18 protein-coding genes and 1 pseudogene are annotated in these 18,673 nt (G+C 62.0%); 9 read left to right on the forward strand and 10 right to left on the reverse strand.

The genetic code is table 11. From position 1 onward, the window contains the following. Positions 1–779 (reverse strand): Hsp70 family protein (locus tag VJV58_RS08695; RefSeq protein WP_324136935.1); only part of this gene is annotated, 779 nt, incomplete at its 3' end. A 417-nt stretch (positions 780–1,196) separates the two neighbouring features. On the opposite strand from VJV58_RS08695, the gene VJV58_RS08700 reads away from it, so the two are divergent. Further along, positions 1,197–2,135: a hypothetical protein gene (locus tag VJV58_RS08700; protein ID WP_324136936.1), complete on the forward strand. Its 939-nt coding sequence runs from the start codon at positions 1,197–1,199 to the stop codon at positions 2,133–2,135. Between the two features lie 42 nt (positions 2,136–2,177). Here VJV58_RS08700 and grpE read toward each other — a convergent pair whose 3' ends face one another. Together grpE and hrcA are read right to left on the reverse strand one after the other, a co-directional pair. Next, a complete protein-coding gene (grpE, locus tag VJV58_RS08705; protein WP_324136937.1) occupies positions 2,178–2,780 on the reverse strand; it encodes a nucleotide exchange factor GrpE in 603 nt (200 codons plus the stop codon). Positions 2,781–2,968: 188 nt separating this feature from the next. Beyond that, positions 2,969–4,057 carry a heat-inducible transcriptional repressor HrcA gene (gene hrcA / locus VJV58_RS08710; RefSeq protein ID WP_324136938.1) on the reverse strand — a complete coding sequence of 363 codons (1,089 nt, stop codon included), beginning with the start codon at positions 4,055–4,057 and terminating at the stop codon, positions 2,969–2,971. Positions 4,058–4,216: 159 nt separating this feature from the next. On the opposite strand from hrcA, the gene rph reads away from it, so the two are divergent. The 3 genes from rph to hemW all read left to right on the forward strand — a co-directional run bounded on the left by rph (position 4,217) and on the right by hemW (position 6,817). Next, a complete protein-coding gene (gene rph, locus VJV58_RS08715; RefSeq protein WP_324136951.1) occupies positions 4,217–4,930 on the forward strand; it encodes a ribonuclease PH in 714 nt (237 codons plus the stop codon). 65 nt (positions 4,931–4,995) lie between these two features. After that, on the forward strand, positions 4,996–5,631 hold the full coding sequence (gene rdgB / locus VJV58_RS08720; protein WP_414641451.1) for an RdgB/HAM1 family non-canonical purine NTP pyrophosphatase: 636 nt from the start codon (positions 4,996–4,998) through the stop codon (positions 5,629–5,631). Continuing rightward, a complete protein-coding gene (gene hemW / locus VJV58_RS08725) occupies positions 5,624–6,817 on the forward strand; it encodes a radical SAM family heme chaperone HemW (protein ID WP_414641450.1) in 1,194 nt (397 codons plus the stop codon). Before rdgB ends, hemW begins: the two co-directional genes overlap by 8 nt. Positions 6,818–6,851: 34 nt before the next feature. On the opposite strand, the gene VJV58_RS08730 is transcribed toward hemW, so the two are convergent. Beyond that, the gene (locus VJV58_RS08730) at positions 6,852–8,057 is read right to left on the reverse strand and encodes a penicillin-binding protein activator (RefSeq protein WP_324136940.1); all 1,206 of its coding nucleotides are present in this window, start codon (positions 8,055–8,057) and stop codon (positions 6,852–6,854) included. A 224-nt stretch (positions 8,058–8,281) separates the two neighbouring features. Here VJV58_RS08730 and rsmI point away from each other — a divergent pair, with 224 nt between their 5' ends. The 5 genes from rsmI to VJV58_RS08755 all read left to right on the forward strand — a co-directional run bounded on the left by rsmI (position 8,282) and on the right by VJV58_RS08755 (position 14,759). Then, entirely contained in the window at positions 8,282–9,241 is a 960-nt protein-coding gene (gene rsmI, locus VJV58_RS08735) for a 16S rRNA (cytidine(1402)-2'-O)-methyltransferase (RefSeq protein ID WP_324136941.1), read from the forward strand. Next, positions 9,228–9,641: a YraN family protein gene (locus VJV58_RS08740; protein ID WP_324136942.1), complete on the forward strand. Its 414-nt coding sequence runs from the start codon at positions 9,228–9,230 to the stop codon at positions 9,639–9,641. Before rsmI ends, VJV58_RS08740 begins: the two co-directional genes overlap by 14 nt. A 57-nt stretch (positions 9,642–9,698) precedes the next feature. Next, positions 9,699–10,646, forward strand: coding sequence for a glutathione synthase (gene gshB, locus VJV58_RS08745; protein ID WP_324136943.1), 948 nt, complete (start codon positions 9,699–9,701; stop codon positions 10,644–10,646). Positions 10,647–10,793: 147 nt separating this feature from the next. Continuing rightward, positions 10,794–12,332, forward strand: coding sequence for a YifB family Mg chelatase-like AAA ATPase (locus VJV58_RS08750; protein ID WP_324136944.1), 1,539 nt, complete (start codon positions 10,794–10,796; stop codon positions 12,330–12,332). A 171-nt stretch (positions 12,333–12,503) separates the two neighbouring features. Next, the gene (locus tag VJV58_RS08755) at positions 12,504–14,759 is read left to right on the forward strand and encodes a response regulator (RefSeq protein ID WP_324136945.1); all 2,256 of its coding nucleotides are present in this window, start codon (positions 12,504–12,506) and stop codon (positions 14,757–14,759) included. A gap of 67 nt (positions 14,760–14,826) precedes the next feature. On the opposite strand, the gene coaA is transcribed toward VJV58_RS08755, so the two are convergent. The 6 genes and pseudogenes from coaA to VJV58_RS08785 all read right to left on the reverse strand — a co-directional run. Continuing rightward, positions 14,827–15,783 carry a type I pantothenate kinase gene (gene coaA / locus VJV58_RS08760; protein ID WP_324136946.1) on the reverse strand — a complete coding sequence of 319 codons (957 nt, stop codon included), beginning with the start codon at positions 15,781–15,783 and terminating at the stop codon, positions 14,827–14,829. A gap of 59 nt (positions 15,784–15,842) precedes the next feature. Further along, positions 15,843–16,166: a phosphoribosyl-ATP diphosphatase gene (locus VJV58_RS08765; RefSeq protein ID WP_324136947.1), complete on the reverse strand. Its 324-nt coding sequence runs from the start codon at positions 16,164–16,166 to the stop codon at positions 15,843–15,845. A 69-nt stretch (positions 16,167–16,235) separates the two neighbouring features. Beyond that, positions 16,236–17,012, reverse strand: coding sequence for an imidazole glycerol phosphate synthase subunit HisF (hisF, locus tag VJV58_RS08770; RefSeq protein WP_324136948.1), 777 nt, complete (start codon positions 17,010–17,012; stop codon positions 16,236–16,238). Between the two features lie 12 nt (positions 17,013–17,024). Continuing rightward, positions 17,025–17,765 (reverse strand): 1-(5-phosphoribosyl)-5-[(5-phosphoribosylamino)methylideneamino]imidazole-4-carboxamide isomerase, encoded by a 741-nt coding sequence (gene hisA, locus VJV58_RS08775; RefSeq protein ID WP_324136949.1) that lies wholly within the window; start codon positions 17,763–17,765, stop codon positions 17,025–17,027. Further along, positions 17,762–18,412 (reverse strand): imidazole glycerol phosphate synthase subunit HisH, encoded by a 651-nt coding sequence (gene hisH, locus VJV58_RS08780; RefSeq protein WP_324136950.1) that lies wholly within the window; start codon positions 18,410–18,412, stop codon positions 17,762–17,764. The genes hisA and hisH overlap by 4 nt, the downstream gene beginning before the upstream one ends. Continuing rightward, positions 18,409–18,673: pseudogene (locus tag VJV58_RS08785) on the reverse strand (DUF2628 domain-containing protein); the annotation flags it as partial. The gene hisH and the pseudogene VJV58_RS08785, both read right to left, overlap by 4 nt.

The raw sequence follows: 18,673 nt of genomic DNA on the forward strand, positions 1-18,673 counted from the left end.
GCCTCTTTCAGGCGCTGCAAGGCAAGCTTGTCGCTGCGCAGGTTAATGCCCTGCTCCTTCTGGAATTTATCGGCCAGGTAGTTGACCAGCCGCATGTCGAAATCTTCACCGCCAAGGAAAGTATCTCCGTTGGTCGACTTCACTTCGAACACGCCGTCGCCGATCTCGAGGATTGAAATGTCGAAGGTGCCGCCGCCGAGGTCATATACCGCGATGGTGCCGGATTTGGTCTTGTCGAGCCCATAAGCCAGCGCCGCTGCCGTCGGCTCGTTGATGATGCGAAGCACTTCCAGGCCCGCGATCTTGCCGGCGTCCTTGGTGGCCTGACGTTGCGCGTCGTTGAAGTAGGCGGGAACAGTGATGACCGCCTGATCGACCTTTTGGCCGAGATGGGCTTCAGCGGTCTCTTTCATCTTCTGCAGGATGAAAGCGGAAATCTGCGAGGGCGAGTAGGTCTTGCCGTCGGCCTCGACCCAGGCGTCGCCGTTCGACGCTTTGACGATCTTGTAGGGGACAAGCTTCTTGTCCTTTTCAACCATCGGATCGTCATAGCGGCGGCCAACGAGGCGCTTGACCGCGAAGAAGGTCCGCTCGGGATTGGTGACGGCCTGGCGTTTGGCGGGTTGGCCAACAAGGCGCTCGCCATCATCGCTGAACGCGACGATCGACGGGGTCGTCCGCATGCCCTCGGCGTTTTCGATGACTTTCGCTGTCTTGCCATCCATTACGGCGACGCACGAATTCGTGGTGCCGAGATCGATCCCGATGACCTTTCCCATGGTCCTAATATCCTTCTTTTTGCGGCAGGTCGGCTGGGCCCTGACGGCGCGCCAATCCAAACCCCCTAAGATCAAATGCTCGCGATATTGCGACGGTGAGCCTCATATAGGAGGAGGGTGAAGGCCCGCAAGGACCGGGACGCAACGTTCGCTTATCAAAACGCTCGCGGGTTGAAAGATAGTATCCGTGAGTGCGGCCGCAGCGGTGCATCCGGCAAACCGGGCCGCTCTCAAAGCCAGGGCGCTGGCCAAAAAAACCTGAGCGCGGCTCGGTCTTTCGATGTTCCGGGAACGAGGACTTTTGGCCTGTTGCACGGTGGCCAAAACGGCTAAAAGCCGGCAGACGCCAGAGCTGCCTGGTCCGGGTCGCGACTTGCCGGACCATCGAACGGCCTCAATGCAGACCAATAGAAAACCATGAAGCCTATTCGCCTATTCGCCGCGGCTGCCCTGCTTATCGGCCTCCTATGTCCCGCATTCGCAGCGGATGCGGTTTTTCCCCGAGGCATGCGGCTCGGCTTAACCCCGCTCGTCGGCCTCTCCCCCGCAAAATCCTTCACCGGCTTCGAGACCGAGGACCACGGCGTCAAGGTATTGGTGGCGGAGTTGCCGGCGGAGGCTTATGGCGAGGTGATGAACGCCTTCAAGGCCAACCCCGAAGGCACCGGGGGTATCAAGCCCGAGAGCATCGAGACGTCGGTCGGCATCGCCTATTACACCATCGAAGCCGCCAAGGACGCTCAGACGAATGTCCGCCGGTATTCGATGATCGTGCCGGGCGGAACTTTCTCCGGCTACGTCGCAGTGCAGGTGCCCGAGAGTGCGAGCAAGATCTACACCGATGATGCCATACGGCAGATGTTCGCGACGGCTGTGATACGCAGGCAAGTTCCGGTCGACGAGCAGTTGGGATTGTTGCCGTTCAAGATCAGTGAACTTAGCGAGTTCAAAAACGTCCGAACGCTGGCGCCCGGCGGAGCCATCATTCTCGCGGACGGCGATGAAACGAAGGGATTCGAGACCGCACCGTTTATGGTGATCGGCGTCATGGGCGCGGCGCCGGCCCAGCCCGACGATCGTGGCCGGTTCGCCCAGCAGGCCGCGACCACCATTCCCGGCGTCCGCGACGCGCGGATCACGATGTCAGAGCCGATCCGTATCGACGGGATGCCCGGCTATGAAACGCGGATCGATGCCACCAGCGGCAAGGAAAATACCGCTGTGACTGTCGTGCAATGGCTTCGCTTCGGTGGTCAAACCACGCTGCGCGTCATTGGAAGCGCCCCGCGTGACGTATGGACACAAGCGTTTCCACGCTTCCGCGCCGTCCGTGACGGAATTCAGCCGCGCGGATAACGTTGCGGTCGCTCTGCGATCGCGCATTAGCCGGGATAGAAATCAATTTTCAAGCGGTTTGGTGTCCGCCTTGGCTCCGCCCTTGGAGACCGCGACTAATGCGGGTCGCAAGACGCGCTCCCCGATCATGTAGCCGGCCTGCACCACCTGAACCACCGTTCCCGCTGGCACGGAAGGGTCGGGCACTTCATACATAGCCTGTTGAAAATTCGGATCGAATTTTTCGCCCGATGGATCGAATTTCCTGACGCCGTTTTTCTCCAGCGTGTTGAGCAGCGATCGCTCGGTCAACTCGACGCCCTCGATCAGCGCCTTCAGGCCGGGATCGGCCGACGCTTTCGCTTCGGCCGGAACCGCGTCGAGCGCACGCTGCAAATTGTCGGCGATGTCGAGAATGTCGCGCGCGAAGCCGGAAATGCCATAAGCACGCGCATCGGCCACCTCGCGCGTCGTGCGCTTGCGCAGATTTTCCATCTCCGCCAGTGTTCGGAGCATCTTGTCGCGCGATTCCGCCGCTTCCTTCGCAAGCGCCTCCGCCGATCCCTCTTCCGGCTCGTCGGGCATGATGTAAGGCTTGGAAATGACGGGCTCCGGTCCTTGGGCCGGGTTCACCGGTTCATCGTTCTGCCGGTTGGGATCGGTCATAGACTGTCCTCTTGAAAATAGCTCGCATCGATGGGGAGTTGCTGGCCGGGATATCGTGCTTTAGCCGCGCGAAATCAAGCGCCATGGTTCCTTCGGCCCGGATCAGGCGCCGGGATGAAGCTGACGGGCATCGGTCGGTTGCGATGAAAGTCTCCGCGAAAACCACACTGGAGGTTGGCCAGCAGGCACTAGCCTCCGAGGATTCGGCTCACAATCCGCGCGGCGTAATCCACGGTGGGGATCACCCTTGCGTAGTTGAGCCGGGTAGGCCCGATCACGCCGAGAACCCCGACGATATGACCGGCGCCATCGCTGTAAGGAGCAATGATGGTGGAGGAGCCGGACAATGAGAACAGCTTATTTTCTGAACCGATGAAAATCCGTACGCCCTCGGCGCGTTCGGCGCGCCCCAGTAGATCGATCACGCCGCGCTTAGTTTCGAGATCGTCGAACAGCAATCGCACGCGCTCCAGATCTTCGAGGGCATGCAGGTCTTCCAGAAGATTGGCGTGGCCGCGGACGATCAGTTGCCGCTCTTCGTTTTCACCGCCAGACCAACTCGCGATGCCCGCCGCGATGACTTTCTGCGTCAGCTGATCAAGCTCGGCGCGGTTTTGCGCCAGCGCAGTCTCAAGCTCGAGCCGCGCTTCCGCCAGGGTCCTGCCGCGAATTCGCGAATTCAGAAAATTGCTGGCTTCGGTGAGCGCCGAGGACGGAATCCCGGGCGGCAACGTCAGTACGCGGTTCTCAACCTGGCCGTCCTCACCGACAAGCACGACAAGCGCTCGCTCCGGCTCGAGCCGGACGAATTCGATGTGCTTCAACCGCGAATTGGATTTTGCGGTGAGCACCACAGCCGCGGCGCGGGTCAGGCCGGAAAGCCGCGTCAACGCTTCGCCGAGAGCCGCCTCGACGGACTGCGCCTTGCCGACCGATGCAAGTTGGCTTTGGATCGACTGCCGCTCCGGTTCGGTAAGATCACCGACCTGCATCAGGGCATCGACGAAAAACCGCAAACCGAGCTCGGTCGGCAGCCGGCCCGCCGAGGTATGCGGCGCATAGATCAGGCCAAGCTGCTCGAGATCAGCCATTACGTTTCGCACCGACGCCGGCGACAATGGAACCGCGATCAGGCGCGAAATATTGCGCGAGCCGACCGGCTCGCCGGTCGCGAGGTAACTCTCTACGATTTGACGAAATATGTCACGCGAGCGCTCGTTGAGCTGCGCCAGGCCGGCATGCGGCGCGATCAAACCGATCGGATCGTGATGGGCCACCATGTGCTCCCTTTAGACCTGCCCTAATCTGTCGATGTCCCGCGCCGGTTACAAGCAGGGATGACCTCGAAACGGTGGGCAAAGGCCTTGCCGCTGCTCGTTGGCCCCCCTACAAGCACCGCGAGCCATTGCGTTTTCTTGAACTTCTGGAGGATTTCCATGCGCCCAAGTCGCCGTGCGCCGGATGAACTGCGCGCCGTGTCGTTGGAACGCGGCGTGGTGAAGTACGCCGAAGGTTCGTGCATGGTCAAATTTGGCGATACTCATGTGCTGGTCACGGCGACGCTGGAAGAACGGCTGCCGCCTTGGCTCAAGGGGCAGGGACGTGGCTGGGTAACGGCGGAATACGGCATGCTGCCACGAGCGACCCTGGAGCGCACGCGCCGCGAGGCTGCCGCCGGAAAGCAAAATGGCCGCACCATTGAAATCCAGCGCCTGATCGGCCGCTCCCTGCGGGCCACGGTAAACCTCGAAGCCCTTGGCGAACGCCAGATTACGGTCGATTGCGACGTGCTGCAGGCCGACGGCGGAACGCGCACCGCCGCGATTACCGGTGCCTGGGTGGCTTTGGCCGACTGCCTGAGCTGGATGAAGGCGCGCAACATGGTGAAGACGAGCGTGCTGCGGGACAATGTGGCCGCGATCTCCTGCGGAATATATAACGGCACGCCGGTGCTCGATCTCGATTACGCCGAGGACTCCGAGGCGGAGACCGACGCCAATTTCGTGATGACTGGCGACGGGCGGCTTATAGAAGTGCAGGGCACGGCGGAAAGAACCCCGTTCTCGCATGACGAGTTTCTCGCCCTGATGGCGCTCGCGCGCAAAGGGGTGGCGCGGCTGGTGGATTTGCAGAAAATGGCGGTCGCCTAGTTTGCAGAGGTCGTTTTGCTGGAACTCGATCGGGAAAAGGCCGGCATAGCGCGTTACACATGCTCATGACCCAACACCGTCGAATCTCAGGCAAGCTGGTGATCGCGACCCACAATCCTGGCAAGCTCGCCGAGATGCGCGAGCTGCTGGCGCCGCACGGCGTTGAGGCAATTTCGGCCGGCGCGCTTGGGCTGGATGAGCCCGAGGAAACAGGCAATACGTTTCGAGCAAACGCATCGATCAAGGCGATCGCGGCCGCAAACGCCGCGCAACTTCCCGCCTTCGCCGATGATTCCGGACTGGTAGTTGATGCACTCGATGGCGCTCCGGGCATATTCTCGGCCCGGTGGGCGGGCCCGACCAAGGATTTTGGCGTCGCGATGACGCGGATCGAACGGCTGCTCGCCGAACGTGGCGCAACGCAACCTCCGCAGCGCAAGGCGCATTTCGTCTCCGCGCTCTGTGTCGCCTGGCCTGACGGCCATACCGAGGAAGTCGAGGCGCGCGCCGACGGGACGCTGGTTTGGCCGCCGCGAGGCACGGCCGGTTTCGGTTACGATCCGATGTTCTTGCCCGATGGATACACGCGCACGTTCGGGGAGATGAGCAGTATCGAGAAGCATGGGCTCCCGCCGCTCGGCCTCGGGCTGTCGCATCGCGCGCGCGCCTTCGTCAAGCTCGCGGAGATCTGCCTTGATTAGCTCCCGAGCCCGCCTTTCGCCAGAACAGCCAGACGCAAAAATCGAAGCGTTCGGCGTGTACGTGCATTGGCCATTTTGTCTATCAAAATGCCCGTACTGCGATTTCAACAGCCATGTCCGGCATGCCCCAATTGACGAGGAGCGATACGCGCGCGCCTTCGCACGCGAAATCGAAACCATTGCAGCGCGCGCGCCCGGTCGGGAGGTATCCTCGATCTTTCTCGGCGGCGGCACGCCATCGCTGATGCGCCCGCAAACGGTCGGCGCGATTCTCGATTCGATCGGCAGGCACTGGCGAGTGAGACCGGAGGTGGAGATCACGCTCGAAGCAAACCCCACGAGCGTCGAGGCTACGCGCTTTGCCGGCTACCGCGTTGCCGGTGTCAATCGGGTTTCGCTCGGCGTTCAAGCGCTCGACGATGTCTCGTTGAAAGCGCTGGGGCGCCTGCACACTGCGCGCGAAGCGCTGGCGGCGGTGGCGATCGCACGCAAAGCTTTCGACCGATACTCGTTCGACCTGATCTACGCGCGCCCCGACCAGACGCCGACAATGTGGGCGGCGGAGTTGAAGATTGCTATTGCCGAGGCGGCCGAGCATCTGTCGCTGTATCAACTGACGATCGAAGAGGGCACGCCGTTTTTCGGCTTGCATGCCGCCGGCAATCTATCGACGCCGGATGAAGGCAGCGCGCGTGCTCTTTACGACGTAACCCAGGAGATCTGCTCCGCGCATGGTCTGCCTGCATATGAGATTTCGAACCACGCGCGCGCTGGCGCTGAATGCCGGCATAATCTGGTTTACTGGCGCGGTGAGGAGTATGCCGGCATAGGTCCTGGCGCGCACGGGCGACTAGATATCGATGGCGTGCGGCACGCGATGGCGACCGAGAAGCGTCCCGAACAATGGCTGATGCGCGTGGAAGCCAGCGGTCACGGCCTCATAACCGACGACCGCCTCAACAGCGAAGAGCGGGCCGATGAATTCCTGCTGATGGGCCTGCGTCTCACCGAGGGCATCGATCCGAAACGCTATGCGGCGCTATCGGGCCGCGTGCTCGATCCGCGACGCATCGCGGTGCTGCGGGAAGAGGGCGCCATCGCCGTCGATGAAGACGGCAGGCTTCGGGTTACCCAAGCCGGATTCCCGGTGCTTGATGCGGTGGTTGCAGATTTAGCCGCCGCGTGACTTTGAAACGATGCGCGCGGACAGCGCGGCGACATCACGCCCCAAAGCTTTTCGGAGAACCGGCAACCGGCACGCCGCCACCCGATCCGACGCGCATGACCGCCAAGCCGCGCTCGTTGGTGCCATCGGCGCGGAATCGGAACAGACCGTCGATCCCGGCAAACCCGGATGGATTGATCAGCACGTCGGACGAAAATCGTTGTGGGCCCTGTGTCCGGGCCAATGCGGCGACGAGCGCAACAGCGTCATAAGCGAGCGTCGCGGTTCGCACCGGATCGGCGCTGTATTTGGCGCGGTAGCGAGCCGAGAAGCTGCGGAAGCCGGACGGATCGGGGGCTGCGTATAATCCGCCTTGCAAGCCAGGGCTCGCATAGACTCGTGGATTGTCCCACAACCCGGTGCCGAGGAGCTGGATGTTTTTCAAGTTGGCGCCTGCCGCGGTCAGCGCATCGGCGACTGTCACCACCGAATCGCCGTCGTCGGCCATAAACAGCGCGTCCGCGGACCCGAGCGCCTGCGCCACGGTTCGCGCCGGAGTCGCGCGATCCCCGCCATATTTCTCAAACGCGACGATCCGTCCGCCGCGGCGTGCCACCGCCTGCTTGAAGCTCGCCTCAACGACAGTGCCGTATGCATTTTCCGGCAGCAGCGCTGCGAACGATTTCTTTCCGATGCTCGCCGCTGAGTATTCGACGATCCGGTTGACGTCGGACTCCGGCAGGAAGCTCAACAGATACACGCCGCGTCCGGCCACGCTCGAATCCGTCGAGAATGCGATGACCGAGACGCCACGCGCGCGCGCCAACTGAGCCGTGGCAGGTACTGAGGCTGCAAACAAGGGGCCCAGAATAATTTCGACGCCCTCCTCGAGCGCCTGTTGGGTCCCTTGTTGCGCGCCTTGCGGGCTACCCCCATCATCCTTGATCAAAAGCTGGATGTTAGGATTCTGGAATTCCGCCAACGCCATTTCCGCGGCGTTCTTCATCGATTGTGCGGCAACCCCCGCATTCCCTGCTGCCGACAATGGCAAAATCAATCCTACCTTGACCTGTCCCGTGCCAACCGCGAGTGGCTCCTGCTTTGGGCCGGAGGGCTCCGCGCCGGGTTGCGAACCGAATTGGCTGAGGCTCTGCTGCACGCCCGCGCATGCCCCGAGCAGGGGCGCGCCGAGGATGAGGCCCAGCGCAGTCCGCCGGGTAGCCCCAAAATCCATCGACTCGGGTTTGAGCGGCCCCACCATCACATCTCTTTTCTTGACCGACCCAATCGGTGGGACGTCGATTCTCCCGGCATCAGGAGAGGCAGATTCAGGCATATTGTCGACGGTTAGTTAACCAGAACAAAAGGATTATGGCGATCCGGAGCGATCGAATTGCATCGCGGCTTCCCCAACCATTGCGCGACCCGGTGCTATCCCACGCCAGCATCGTGGCGTAAGCACCGCGTTCCCTCTAGATTACCGCAATGCGCCCGAAACCCACTTCCACAGATCGGACCGAACACTCGGCGGAACCCGTGGCGCGCACGTTTGCGATCGCTGGCCAAGTTTTGACGGTTCCAAGACCGATTCCTGGCCTTTATCTGGTCGCAACCCCCATCGGCAATCTCGGCGACGTCACATTGCGTGCCCTCGAAACCTTGGCCGGCGCTGACGTTATCGCCTGTGAGGATACGCGGGTTACCCGCCGGCTGACCGAACGCTACGCGATCGCCACGCCGCTTAAATCCTACCATGAGCATAACGCCGCGGTGGTCCGACCGGAGATCCTGAGAACGCTCGCGCAGGGCCAATCGGTGGCCTTGGTGTCAGATGCCGGCACGCCGCTGATTTCCGACCCTGGGTTCAAGCTGGTGCGCGAAGCATCCACCGCAGGTCATCAGGTTTTCGCCGTGCCCGGGGCATCATCGGTGTTGAGCGCGCTCTCGGTTGCCGCATTGCCGACCGACCGGTTCTTCTTCGAGGGCTTCTTGCCCGCCAAGCAGGCCGCGAGGCGCGCGCGGCTTGCCGAGATTGCACGAATCGAGGCGACGGTTGTGATGTTCGAATCCGGAAGCCGTGTGCAAAATACGCTGCGCGATCTCGCCGACATCATGGGGCCTCGTGACGCCGCGATCTGTCGCGAGATGACCAAAATGCATGAGGAAATCACGCGCGCGCCGATTGCTGAATTGGCGCGAACGGCCGACCGGCTGGAGACGCGAGGCGAATTCGTGCTGGTGATTGGCCCGCCCGCCGCCGACATGCAAACCATCAGCGACGACAAGCTGGACGAAGTACTGCGGCGCTCGCTTCAACACGACAGCGTAAAGGATGCAGTCGCCCATGCGGTGGAATTATCCGGGCGGCCGCGCCGGGAAGTTTACGCGCGAGCGCTCGATCTCGCCAAGGAAATAGCTGCGAAAGGCGAGCATGGCCAAGACTGACGATATTGCCCCACCCGAGAAGGTAGCGAAGGTCGCATCGCCTGAGCGCATCGCCGCGTTTCGAACGGGGCTTTCAGCCGAAGCGCGTGCCGCCGCTTTCCTGATGGCGAAAGGCTATCGTATCCTGGCAAAACGCTTTCGCACCCGCTATGGCGAAATCGACATCGTGGCGAGGCGACGTAATGTGCTGGCGTTCGTTGAGGTGAAGGCCCGTGGGACACTTGACGACGCCGCCTATGCGGTGACGGCGCGCCAGCAGGCACGCATCATCGAAGCCGCGCAGGCTTGGCTGGTCGCCCATCCCGAACAGGCCGATTTCGAGCTCCGTTTTGACGCGATGTTGATCGCTCCGCGGCGGCTGCCACGTCATTTGCTCGCGGCATTCGACGCCAGCACCTGATTCTATTCTCAATCCATTCCGGAAAACATTCAACCAACGCAACTTGTGGGCTGAGCCATGAAACTGAACGTCGCCGTCCAGATGGATCCCATCGCGCGCATCAACATCGGCGGCGATTCGACATTCGCATTGTTGCTGGAAGCGCAGGAGCGCGGTCACGCGGTCTCTTATTACACTCCGGACAAGCTCTCGCTACGCGGCGATGAAGTGGTCGCGCCTGTTCAGAAACTCGATGTCCGCGATGAACCCGGTAATCATTTCACGCTGGGCGAGCCGCGCCGCGAGTCTCTATCTGGGTTCGATGTCGTCCTTCTGCGGCAGGACCCCCCGTTCGATCTCGCCTACATCACCTCGACGCACCTTCTGGAGCGGATACATCCGAAAACATTGGTGGTGAACGACCCTGCCAGCGTGCGTAACGCACCGGAAAAGATTTTCGTGATGGATTTTCCGCACCTCATGCCGCCAACCCTGATCTCGAGGGATTTAGACGAGATCAACGGGTTCCGGGCGGAGCACGGCGCCGTCGTGATGAAGCCGTTGCACGGCCACGGCGGTGCGGCGGTGTTTCGGGTGATGCCGCAAGACATGAATTTCGGGTCGCTGTTCGACATGTTTTCCGTGACGTTTCGCGAGCCATGGGTGATCCAGCGATTTCTTCCCGAGGTCAAACGCGGCGACAAGCGTATTATCCTGGTCGATGGCGAATTCGCCGGCGCCGTCAACCGCGTTCCGGCCGCGGATGATCTGAGGTCAAACATGGTGCGCGGCGGCGCTGCGCAGGCCGCCGATCTCACCTCGCGCGAACGCGAAATCTGCGCGGAGCTAGGCCCGGCGTTGCGCCAGCGCGGGCTGTTGTTTGTCGGCATCGACGTGATCGACGACTATCTCACCGAGATCAACGTCACCTCGCCGACCGGCATTCGCGCCGTGTCCCGGCTCGGCGGGCCGGACGTTGCCGCCAAAATCTGGGACGTCATCGATAACAAGCGCGCCGCCGGCTGATCTGCCTTACGAGGATCAGCGCCAAGGCCCTCAACTTTGTGCCCAGCCGGGACTAATCTCGCGTCATTTACCCCGAAGCTTGCGTTCTCTTAATGTTCTTGATCCCGCTCCGGCTTTCCGCTACCTTTGGTTGTGCGAGGGGTCGGAATGGTACAGCGGGTTTCCACCGTAGCTTTTGAAGGGATTGAGGCCCGCGCGGTCGACGTGCAGGTGCAGGTCGCACCCGGATTGCCGGCCTTCGCCATTGTGGGCCTGCCCGACAAAGCGGTGTCCGAAGCGCGCGAGCGGGTGCGCTCGGCGCTGATCGCGTCCGGGTTGGCGCTACCGGCGCGGCGGATTACCGTCAATCTCGCACCAGCCGACCTGCCCAAGGAAGGCAGCCATTACGACCTCCCGATCGCGCTCGGTCTAATGGCGGCGATCGGCGCGATTCCGCCGGACGCGCTGTCCGGCTTCACCGTACTTGGCGAGCTCGGCCTGGACGGATCGATTGCGGCGGTGGCCGGCGCATTGCCGGCGGCGATCGGCGCGAATTCGCGCGAAGAGGGCCTGATTTGCCCGGCAGCCTGTGGCGCGGAAGCGGCCTGGGCGAGCCCCGATATCCAGATTGTCGCCCCCAATTCGCTGATCCAGATCGCCAACCACTTCAAAGGCACGCAGGTGCTGTCCCGTCCGCAGCCCAAGGTGCGCGAGGCCGAAACCAATTTGCTCGATCTTCGCGACATCAAGGGTCAGGAGAGCGCCAAGCGCGCGCTCGAAATCGCGGCCGCCGGCGGACATCACCTCCTGATGGTCGGCTCTCCCGGCGCCGGTAAGTCGATGCTGGCAGCCCGCCTGCCCTCGATCCTGCCGCCGCTGTCACCATCCGAGTTGCTCGAAGTTTCAATGATTGCTTCGGTGGCCGGCGAGATCCAGGGTGGCGCGCTGACGGCGCGGCGGCCATTCCGCAGCCCTCATCATTCGGCCAGCATGGCCGCGCTGACCGGCGGCGGCATGCGCGCGAGGCCCGGCGAAATCTCCTTGGCCCACCAGGGCGTACTGTTCCTGGATGAGTTGCCGGAATTCGATGCGCGCGTGCTGGACTCGTTGCGCCAGCCACTGGAAAACGGCGAGGTCTCGGTTTCCCGTGCTAATCATCGCGTCACCTACCCAGCGCGTTTCATGCTGGTCGCGGCGATGAATCCTTGCCGCTGCGGCCATGCCTATGAACCCGGCTACGCCTGCAAACGGGGACGCACCGAGCGCTGCACGTCGGATTATCAGGCCCGGATATCAGGCCCGCTGATGGATCGAATCGATCTGCGGATAGAAGTGCCGGCCGTGACCGCCGCGGACCTGATTTTGCCGCCTGCCGCCGAGGGATCGGCGGAGGTCGCCGCTCGGGTCGCCGCGGCGCGGCATATTCAGCTCAAGCGTTACGCATCGGCGGGATTGCCGCACATCCGCACCAACGCCGAAGCGCCGGCATCGATACTCGAACAGGTAGCGCAGCCGGACGCGCAGGGTTTGAAACTGCTTCGTGATGCATCCGAGAACATGCGGTTGTCGGCGCGCGGCTATCATCGCGTGCTGCGCGTTGCGCGTACGCTCGCCGATCTCGACGGAGCCGCCGAAATCGGCCGGCTTCATCTGGCCGAAGCACTTTCTTACCGCGCCCTTGCCGAGGACGTGAGGCGCGCCGCCTGAACTCGACAGAAGTTCAGGCCACCGAGACCAACTCGCGCGCCTCTCTTAACTTTGCATTAGCCATGTTTTCACGGCAGCGCGCGAAGTCGCCCGGCTTCAAGCAGTTCGCAATCTCGCCGATCCATCGTCTGGCCGGGACAGGGCGCGTCAATAGAGATTCAGGGCATCGGCATGGGGCGGGTTTTCCGATTCAAGTTAGGTATACGTCGTTTCACGCGGCGCCATTCCTGGCTTGTGTTCGTCGTTCGCTCCTCGATGATCTTTTCCGCCGCGTTCGGCGGTGCGTACGGGTTCATCGCCGGCAGCAGGTCCGAAACTTCCGGCTATGACCCCAACGCGTTCGCGATCGGGGCAAGCTTTCTGTTCGCGATCGCCTGCCTCGGCCTTGCGACGCTTAGTTTCCGGTTGCGCTTGATGCGCCAGAAGTTTCGCAAACTCGCACTCCATAACGAAACCTTGTCAGACCGGAATTGGGAACTGCAGGAAGCCGAGCAACGCGCCCGGAGCTTGTTCGAGTCGCAAGGCGATTTGATCGTGCTGCGTGACTCCGATGGCCGCATCACTTTCGTCAATGACGCCTATTGCGAGTTGGCGCGGCAGCCGCGCGATGCGCTGATCGGCAGCAAATTTAGCTTGCGCGTGATCGAGCAAGGCGACACCGCGCTTGAGGGTGACGGCACGAGAATCCATGACCAGAAGATCGAGGGTCCCCTTGGACCGCGGTGGATAGCGTGGCGGGAGGGGCTGGTTCGATCGGATGCCGGACAACCGGCCGAGATAAGATGCATCGGGCGCGATGTTACCGATCGCACCGAGACCGAACGCGCGCTGGCTGACGCCCGCGATCAGGCCGACGCCGCCAATCGCGCCAAGTCGCGATTCCTTGCGATGGCGAGCCACGAAATTCGCACTCCCCTGAACGGCATCATCGGCATGAGCGGACTGCTGTTGGATACGCCGCTGACGCCGGAGCAGATGACCTATGCCAAGGCGGTGAAGACCTCGGGCGACGCGCTGCTGTCGCTGATCGAGGAGCTTCTGGATTATTCGAAAATTGAAGCCGGCAAGATCGACCTCGAGCATCGTCCATTCGCGCTTGCCGGGTTGATCGAGGATATCACCGAACTACTGGCGCCCCGCGCTCAGGCGCGCAAGCTCGAAATCGCCGCCTATGTCGACGAACGTCTGCCGATGCAGGTGGTTGGGGACGCAGCAAGGCTTCGACAGGTGCTGCTCAATTTGGCAGGCAATGCGATCAAGTTTACTTCGACCGGCGGCGTTGCGCTGATTGTGGAGCCTGGTATCTGGCCGAACGAGATCTGCTTTCTGGTGCGAGACACCGGCATCGGGGTCGCGCTGGAAGCGCAGGAGCGGATTTTCCGCGAGTTCGAGCAAGCGGACGAGCGCATCGGCAGGAACTACGGCGGCACCGGCCTTGGTCTCAGTATCTCGGAGCGAATCGTCAAGCGCATGGGCGGACGAATCACGCTCGAGAGCAAGCCAGGCATGGGCTCGACTTTTGAGGTCTCGATTCCGCTCGCCGCTTATGGCGATCAGCAAGCAGCCTTTACGGCGCCGGATTTGAGCGGCGAATCAATCATGCTGGTCGCGCCCCAGAGCATCGAGTCCTCCCTGATCGCCCGCCGGTTGCAGCGCTGGGGCGGCCAGACGTGCATGGTTTCCGATCCGGAGGTGGCGCGGGCGCTGTTGCCGGAGCGGACATGGCATGCTGTCCTGATCGATCGCGCCATGGGCGCTGAAGCGACGGAAGCCCTGGGTCAAGCCGCGCGCGTTCACGCAACCCAACGGATCGTGATGTTCACGCCGGCCGATCGGCAAGAGCTTCGACTGTCGTCGGCCATCTCATCGGCTTTCACCGGCTACCTTGTAAAGCCACTGCGCGCGGCATCGCTGGCGGCGCGGCTCGCAAACGGGCCTGAAGTGCTCGCGCCGAGTCTTGCAACCGACGCGGAAATCGAGACCGCTGATCCAATGGAAAGTCCCGCGATATTGCTGCCGCGCGGACTTTCCGTTCTGGTCGCTGAGGACAACGAGATCAACGCGCTGTTGATGCGTTCGCTATTAACCCGATTGGGCCATCGCGCCGTGATCACCACCAACGGCGAACAGGCGCTTGAATCGTGGCTCGCCGCCAAATCCGCGGACACGCCCTATGATCTGGTGCTGATGGACATCCAGATGCCTCAACTGGACGGCATCGAAACCACCAAGCGGATCCGCAGCGTCGAGGCGAGCCAGCCCGGACGCCAGACGCCAATTCTCGCGCTCACCGCGAACGCGCTGGTGGAGGACCGCTACGCCTGCTTTGAGGCGGGGATGGATGGTTTTTTGATCAAGCCACTCGATCGGGAAAAGTTAGCCGACGCGCTGGCTAATCTCGCCGCCTCTCGGCATCTCGCCGTCTGAGGAGATGTGCCGCGATTATTCCTGCTTAGCTGAAGCGGAAGCTTCGAAAGAGCAAGCGTCACGCGAACTAGAGGCGCCGCAACGCCACCGTCTCGACCACATGATCGGCGCCCTTCTTGAGGATCAGCGTCGCGCGCGGTCGGGTCGGCAGAATGTTCTCCTCGAGGTTGGCAAGGTTGGTCCGTTCCCAGATCGCGAGCGCGGTGGCGGTTGCCTCCTCGTCGGACAAAGCCGCATAGCGATGAAAGTACGACCTAGGATCGTGGAATGCGGTATCTCGCAGGGTCAGGAAACGCCTGATGTACCATTCGCGCAGCACCGCTTCGTCCGCATCGATATAGACGGAGAAATCGAAGAAGTCCGACACCACCGGGACGGCTTTGCCGTCGCGCGGCAGCCGCCCCGTCTGAAGCACATTGACGCCCTCGACTATCAAAATGTCCGGCCGATCCACCTCGATGAATTCGTTCGGAATGATATCGTAAATCAAATGCGAATAGACCGGCGCCCGCACCGGGCGGCGTCCGGCCTTGATGTCGCTCAGAAATGACAAGAGCGTCGGCAGGTCATAGCTCTCAGGAAAGCCCTTCTTCTGCATCAAGCCTTGCCGCTCGAGCATGGAGTTCGGAAACAGAAAGCCGTCGGTCGTCACCAGATCGACCTTGGGGCGGGGCGACCAGCGCGCCAGCAGCGCCTGCAACACGCGCGCGGTTGTCGATTTGCCGACCGCCACCGAGCCGGCCACGCCAATGATGTAGGGCATCTTGCGATCTTCGATGCCCAGAAAGCGTCGTTGCGCAACAAACAACCGCTGCGTGGCATCGACATAGATCGACAACAGACGCGACAATGGCAGGTAAATTTCCTCGACCTCACTAAGATCGAGGCGATCGTGCATCGAACGAAGTCGCGCGATCTCGTCGGCACCCAGTGTCATCGGCGCATCGTCACGCAGCCGCGCCCATTGCTCCCTCGAGAATATCCGGTAGGGATTGTACTGCTGCTCCGGTGCCCGAATATCCATGGTGCCGCCTTGGCTTTGCGCGGGGCGCGCGTGTGTGATTGACCCCGATGCCGGTTATCCTAAACGCGCTTGCGGGATGCTTTCTCTTCGAGGCCTGAGGTAGTGGTGCGCTGTTCCAAGGCCGCTTCGACGTCCTCGAGCTTGACGCCGCGCGACTTCAACAGCACCAGCAAATGAAATATTAGGTCGGCGCTTTCCGCGATCAGATGGTCACGGTCGTTCTCGACCGCGGCAATGACGGCCTCGACGGCCTCCTCGCCAAGTTTCTTGGCACAGTGCTCCGCGCCTTTATCCAGCAGCTTGCGCGTGTAGGACGCCTCTCCTCCCGATGTCGCACGGGCATCGATGGTGGCAGCGAGATCGTGAATGGTAAAACGCGACATCAACTCAACTCACGCGCTTCTGAATGAACCGCTACGCAAGGCAATTAGCACTTTTTTGAAGAGGAGTCGTCAGGGATCGAGCCGCATCGGCACCCCGGCACGGACCATATGCTCCTTGGCTTCACGGATGGTAAATTCCCCGAAATGGAAGATCGATGCCGCCAGCACCGCGGTCGCATGCCCTTGGCGGATGCCCTCGACCAAATGGTCCAGATTGCCGACGCCGCCGGAAGCGATCACAGGGACAGGGACGCTGTCAGCGATCGCCTGGGTAAGCGGAATGTCAAACCCCTGCCTGGTCCCATCGCGGTCCATCGAGGTCAGCAGGATCTCGCCGGCACCCAGCGAGACCACCTCCTGCGCGTATTCGATGGCGTCAGTGCCCGTGGAATTGCGCCCACCATGGGTGAAGATTTCCCACCGATCCGATCCACCGCCGCGTTTCACGCGCTTGGCGTCGATCGCCACTACGATGCATTGATCGCCAAATTTTTCGGCGGCTTCCTTGACGAATTCGCGGCGGCTTACGGCGGCGCTGTTGATCGATACCTTGTCGGCGCCAGACCGCAGCAGCGTCTTGATATCCTCGACGCTTCGTACGCCGCCACCAACGGTCAGCGGCATGAAGCAGGCTTCCGCCGTGCGCCGGACCACATCGAGCATGATGCCGCGATTTTCGTGGGTGGCGGTGATATCGAGGAAACATAGCTCATCAGCCCCAGCGGCATCGTAGGCAATCGCCGCTTCGACGGGATCACCCGCGTCGCGCAGGTCGATGAAGTTGACGCCCTTCACCACCCGACCGTCCTTGACGTCGAGACAGGGAATCACGCGCACCTTGAACATTCGGAAAACTCCCTAGGCAGCGGCGCGCGCGTTGCGTATCAGCGTCAGCGCGGCTGCGGGATCGAGCCGGCCATCATAAAGTGCACGTCCCACGATCGCTCCCGCCAGTTTGTTGGCGCGTGGCGCCAACAGGGCTTTCACGTCTTCGATCGAAGCAAAGCCGCCAGAGGCGATGACCGGAATCGATAGCTGTTCCGCCAACTCAATGGTCGCATCCAGGTTCAGTCCCTTCAGCAGGCCGTCGCGCGCAATGTCAGTAAAGATAATAGCCGCGACCCCGGCATCCTCGAACTGTTTCGCAATTTCGAGCGCGCTGATGTGCGATGTCTCCGCCCAGCCTTCGACCGCGACTTTGCCCTCGCGTGCATCCAAACCTACCGCAACGCGACCGGGAAAGGTTTTGGCCGCCCGCTTCACCAATTCCGGTTGACGTACCGCCGCCGTCCCGATGATCACGCGGGTGATGCCTTTTGCCAGCCAGGCTTCGACCGTTTGAAGGTCGCGAATGCCACCGCCGAGTTGGACCGGCATGCTGACGGACTTGAGCATTGCCTCGACGGCCATTGCATTGATCGGCTTGCCGGCAAAAGCGCCGTCGAGATCGACGACGTGCAGATACTCGAATCCTTGCGCTGCAAAGGCGCGCGCCTGTGCTGCGGGATCCAGATTGAAGACGGTCGCACGCGCCATATCGCCCTGTTCAAGGCGAACGCATTGGCCGTTCTTCAGGTCGATGGCGGGAAAGAGGATCACGGCTTCCACTTCAGGAAATTCGAAATCAAGGCCAACCCGAAGCGCTGGCTCTTCTCCGGATGAAATTGGGTGCCGAAGGCCGTGTCCTTGGCAACTATGGCCGTCACCGGACCGCCGTAGTCGGCGCGCGCCAGCACATCCGCCTCATTGCTTGCATTGAGGTGATAGGAGTGAACGAAATATGCGTGGCGTCCGTTCGGTCCGAGCGCCAGCTGCTCCAGCACCGGATGCTCACGGATCATATCGAGGGTATTCCAGCCCATGTGCGGGATTTTCAAATTGTCTTGGCGTGGTGAAATCTTCTCGACGTCACCCGCGACCCAGTTGAACCCGTCCGTGGTGACGTTTTCCTTGCCGCGCGTCGCCATCAGCTGCATGCCGACGCAAATACCGAAAAATGGCCGCGCTTTGTTGCGGACGGCCTCGGTCATCGCCTCGATCATTCCGTCCAAAGCGTCAAGGCCGGCGCGACAATCGGCGAACGCTCCAACACCGGGCAGCACGATTCGGTCGGCCCGATAGACGGTTTCGGGATCGCGGGTTACCACGATCTTCGCCGGACTTTGCATCGCTCGGGCGGCCCGCTCAAACGCTTTGGCCGCCGAGTGCAGGTTGCCCGAGCCGTAATCGACAATGGCAACGCTCACCGCGATGCTCCGGGCTCGGGAAACAGGCCGATGATGTCGGTGTGCGACGACGCTGGTGATTTCGAGAACGGCTGGCCAGGAATGTCCCGCGTCGGCGGCGGCGAGCCGCGGTCAATCGCTAACTGGTCGTTGCTGAGCGCGCGCCGTCTGGCAGTCCAGCGATCAAAGAAACGCCATTCCGCCGCCTCCTCGTCATCGGCCACCACGATATCGAGCTGACGCCATTTGCGGCGCGACAGAGTCCATCGCTCAAGGCTGGCC

It is taken from the genome of Bradyrhizobium sp. (assembly GCF_035273305.1).
Classification (GTDB): domain Bacteria; phylum Pseudomonadota; class Alphaproteobacteria; order Rhizobiales; family Xanthobacteraceae; genus Bradyrhizobium.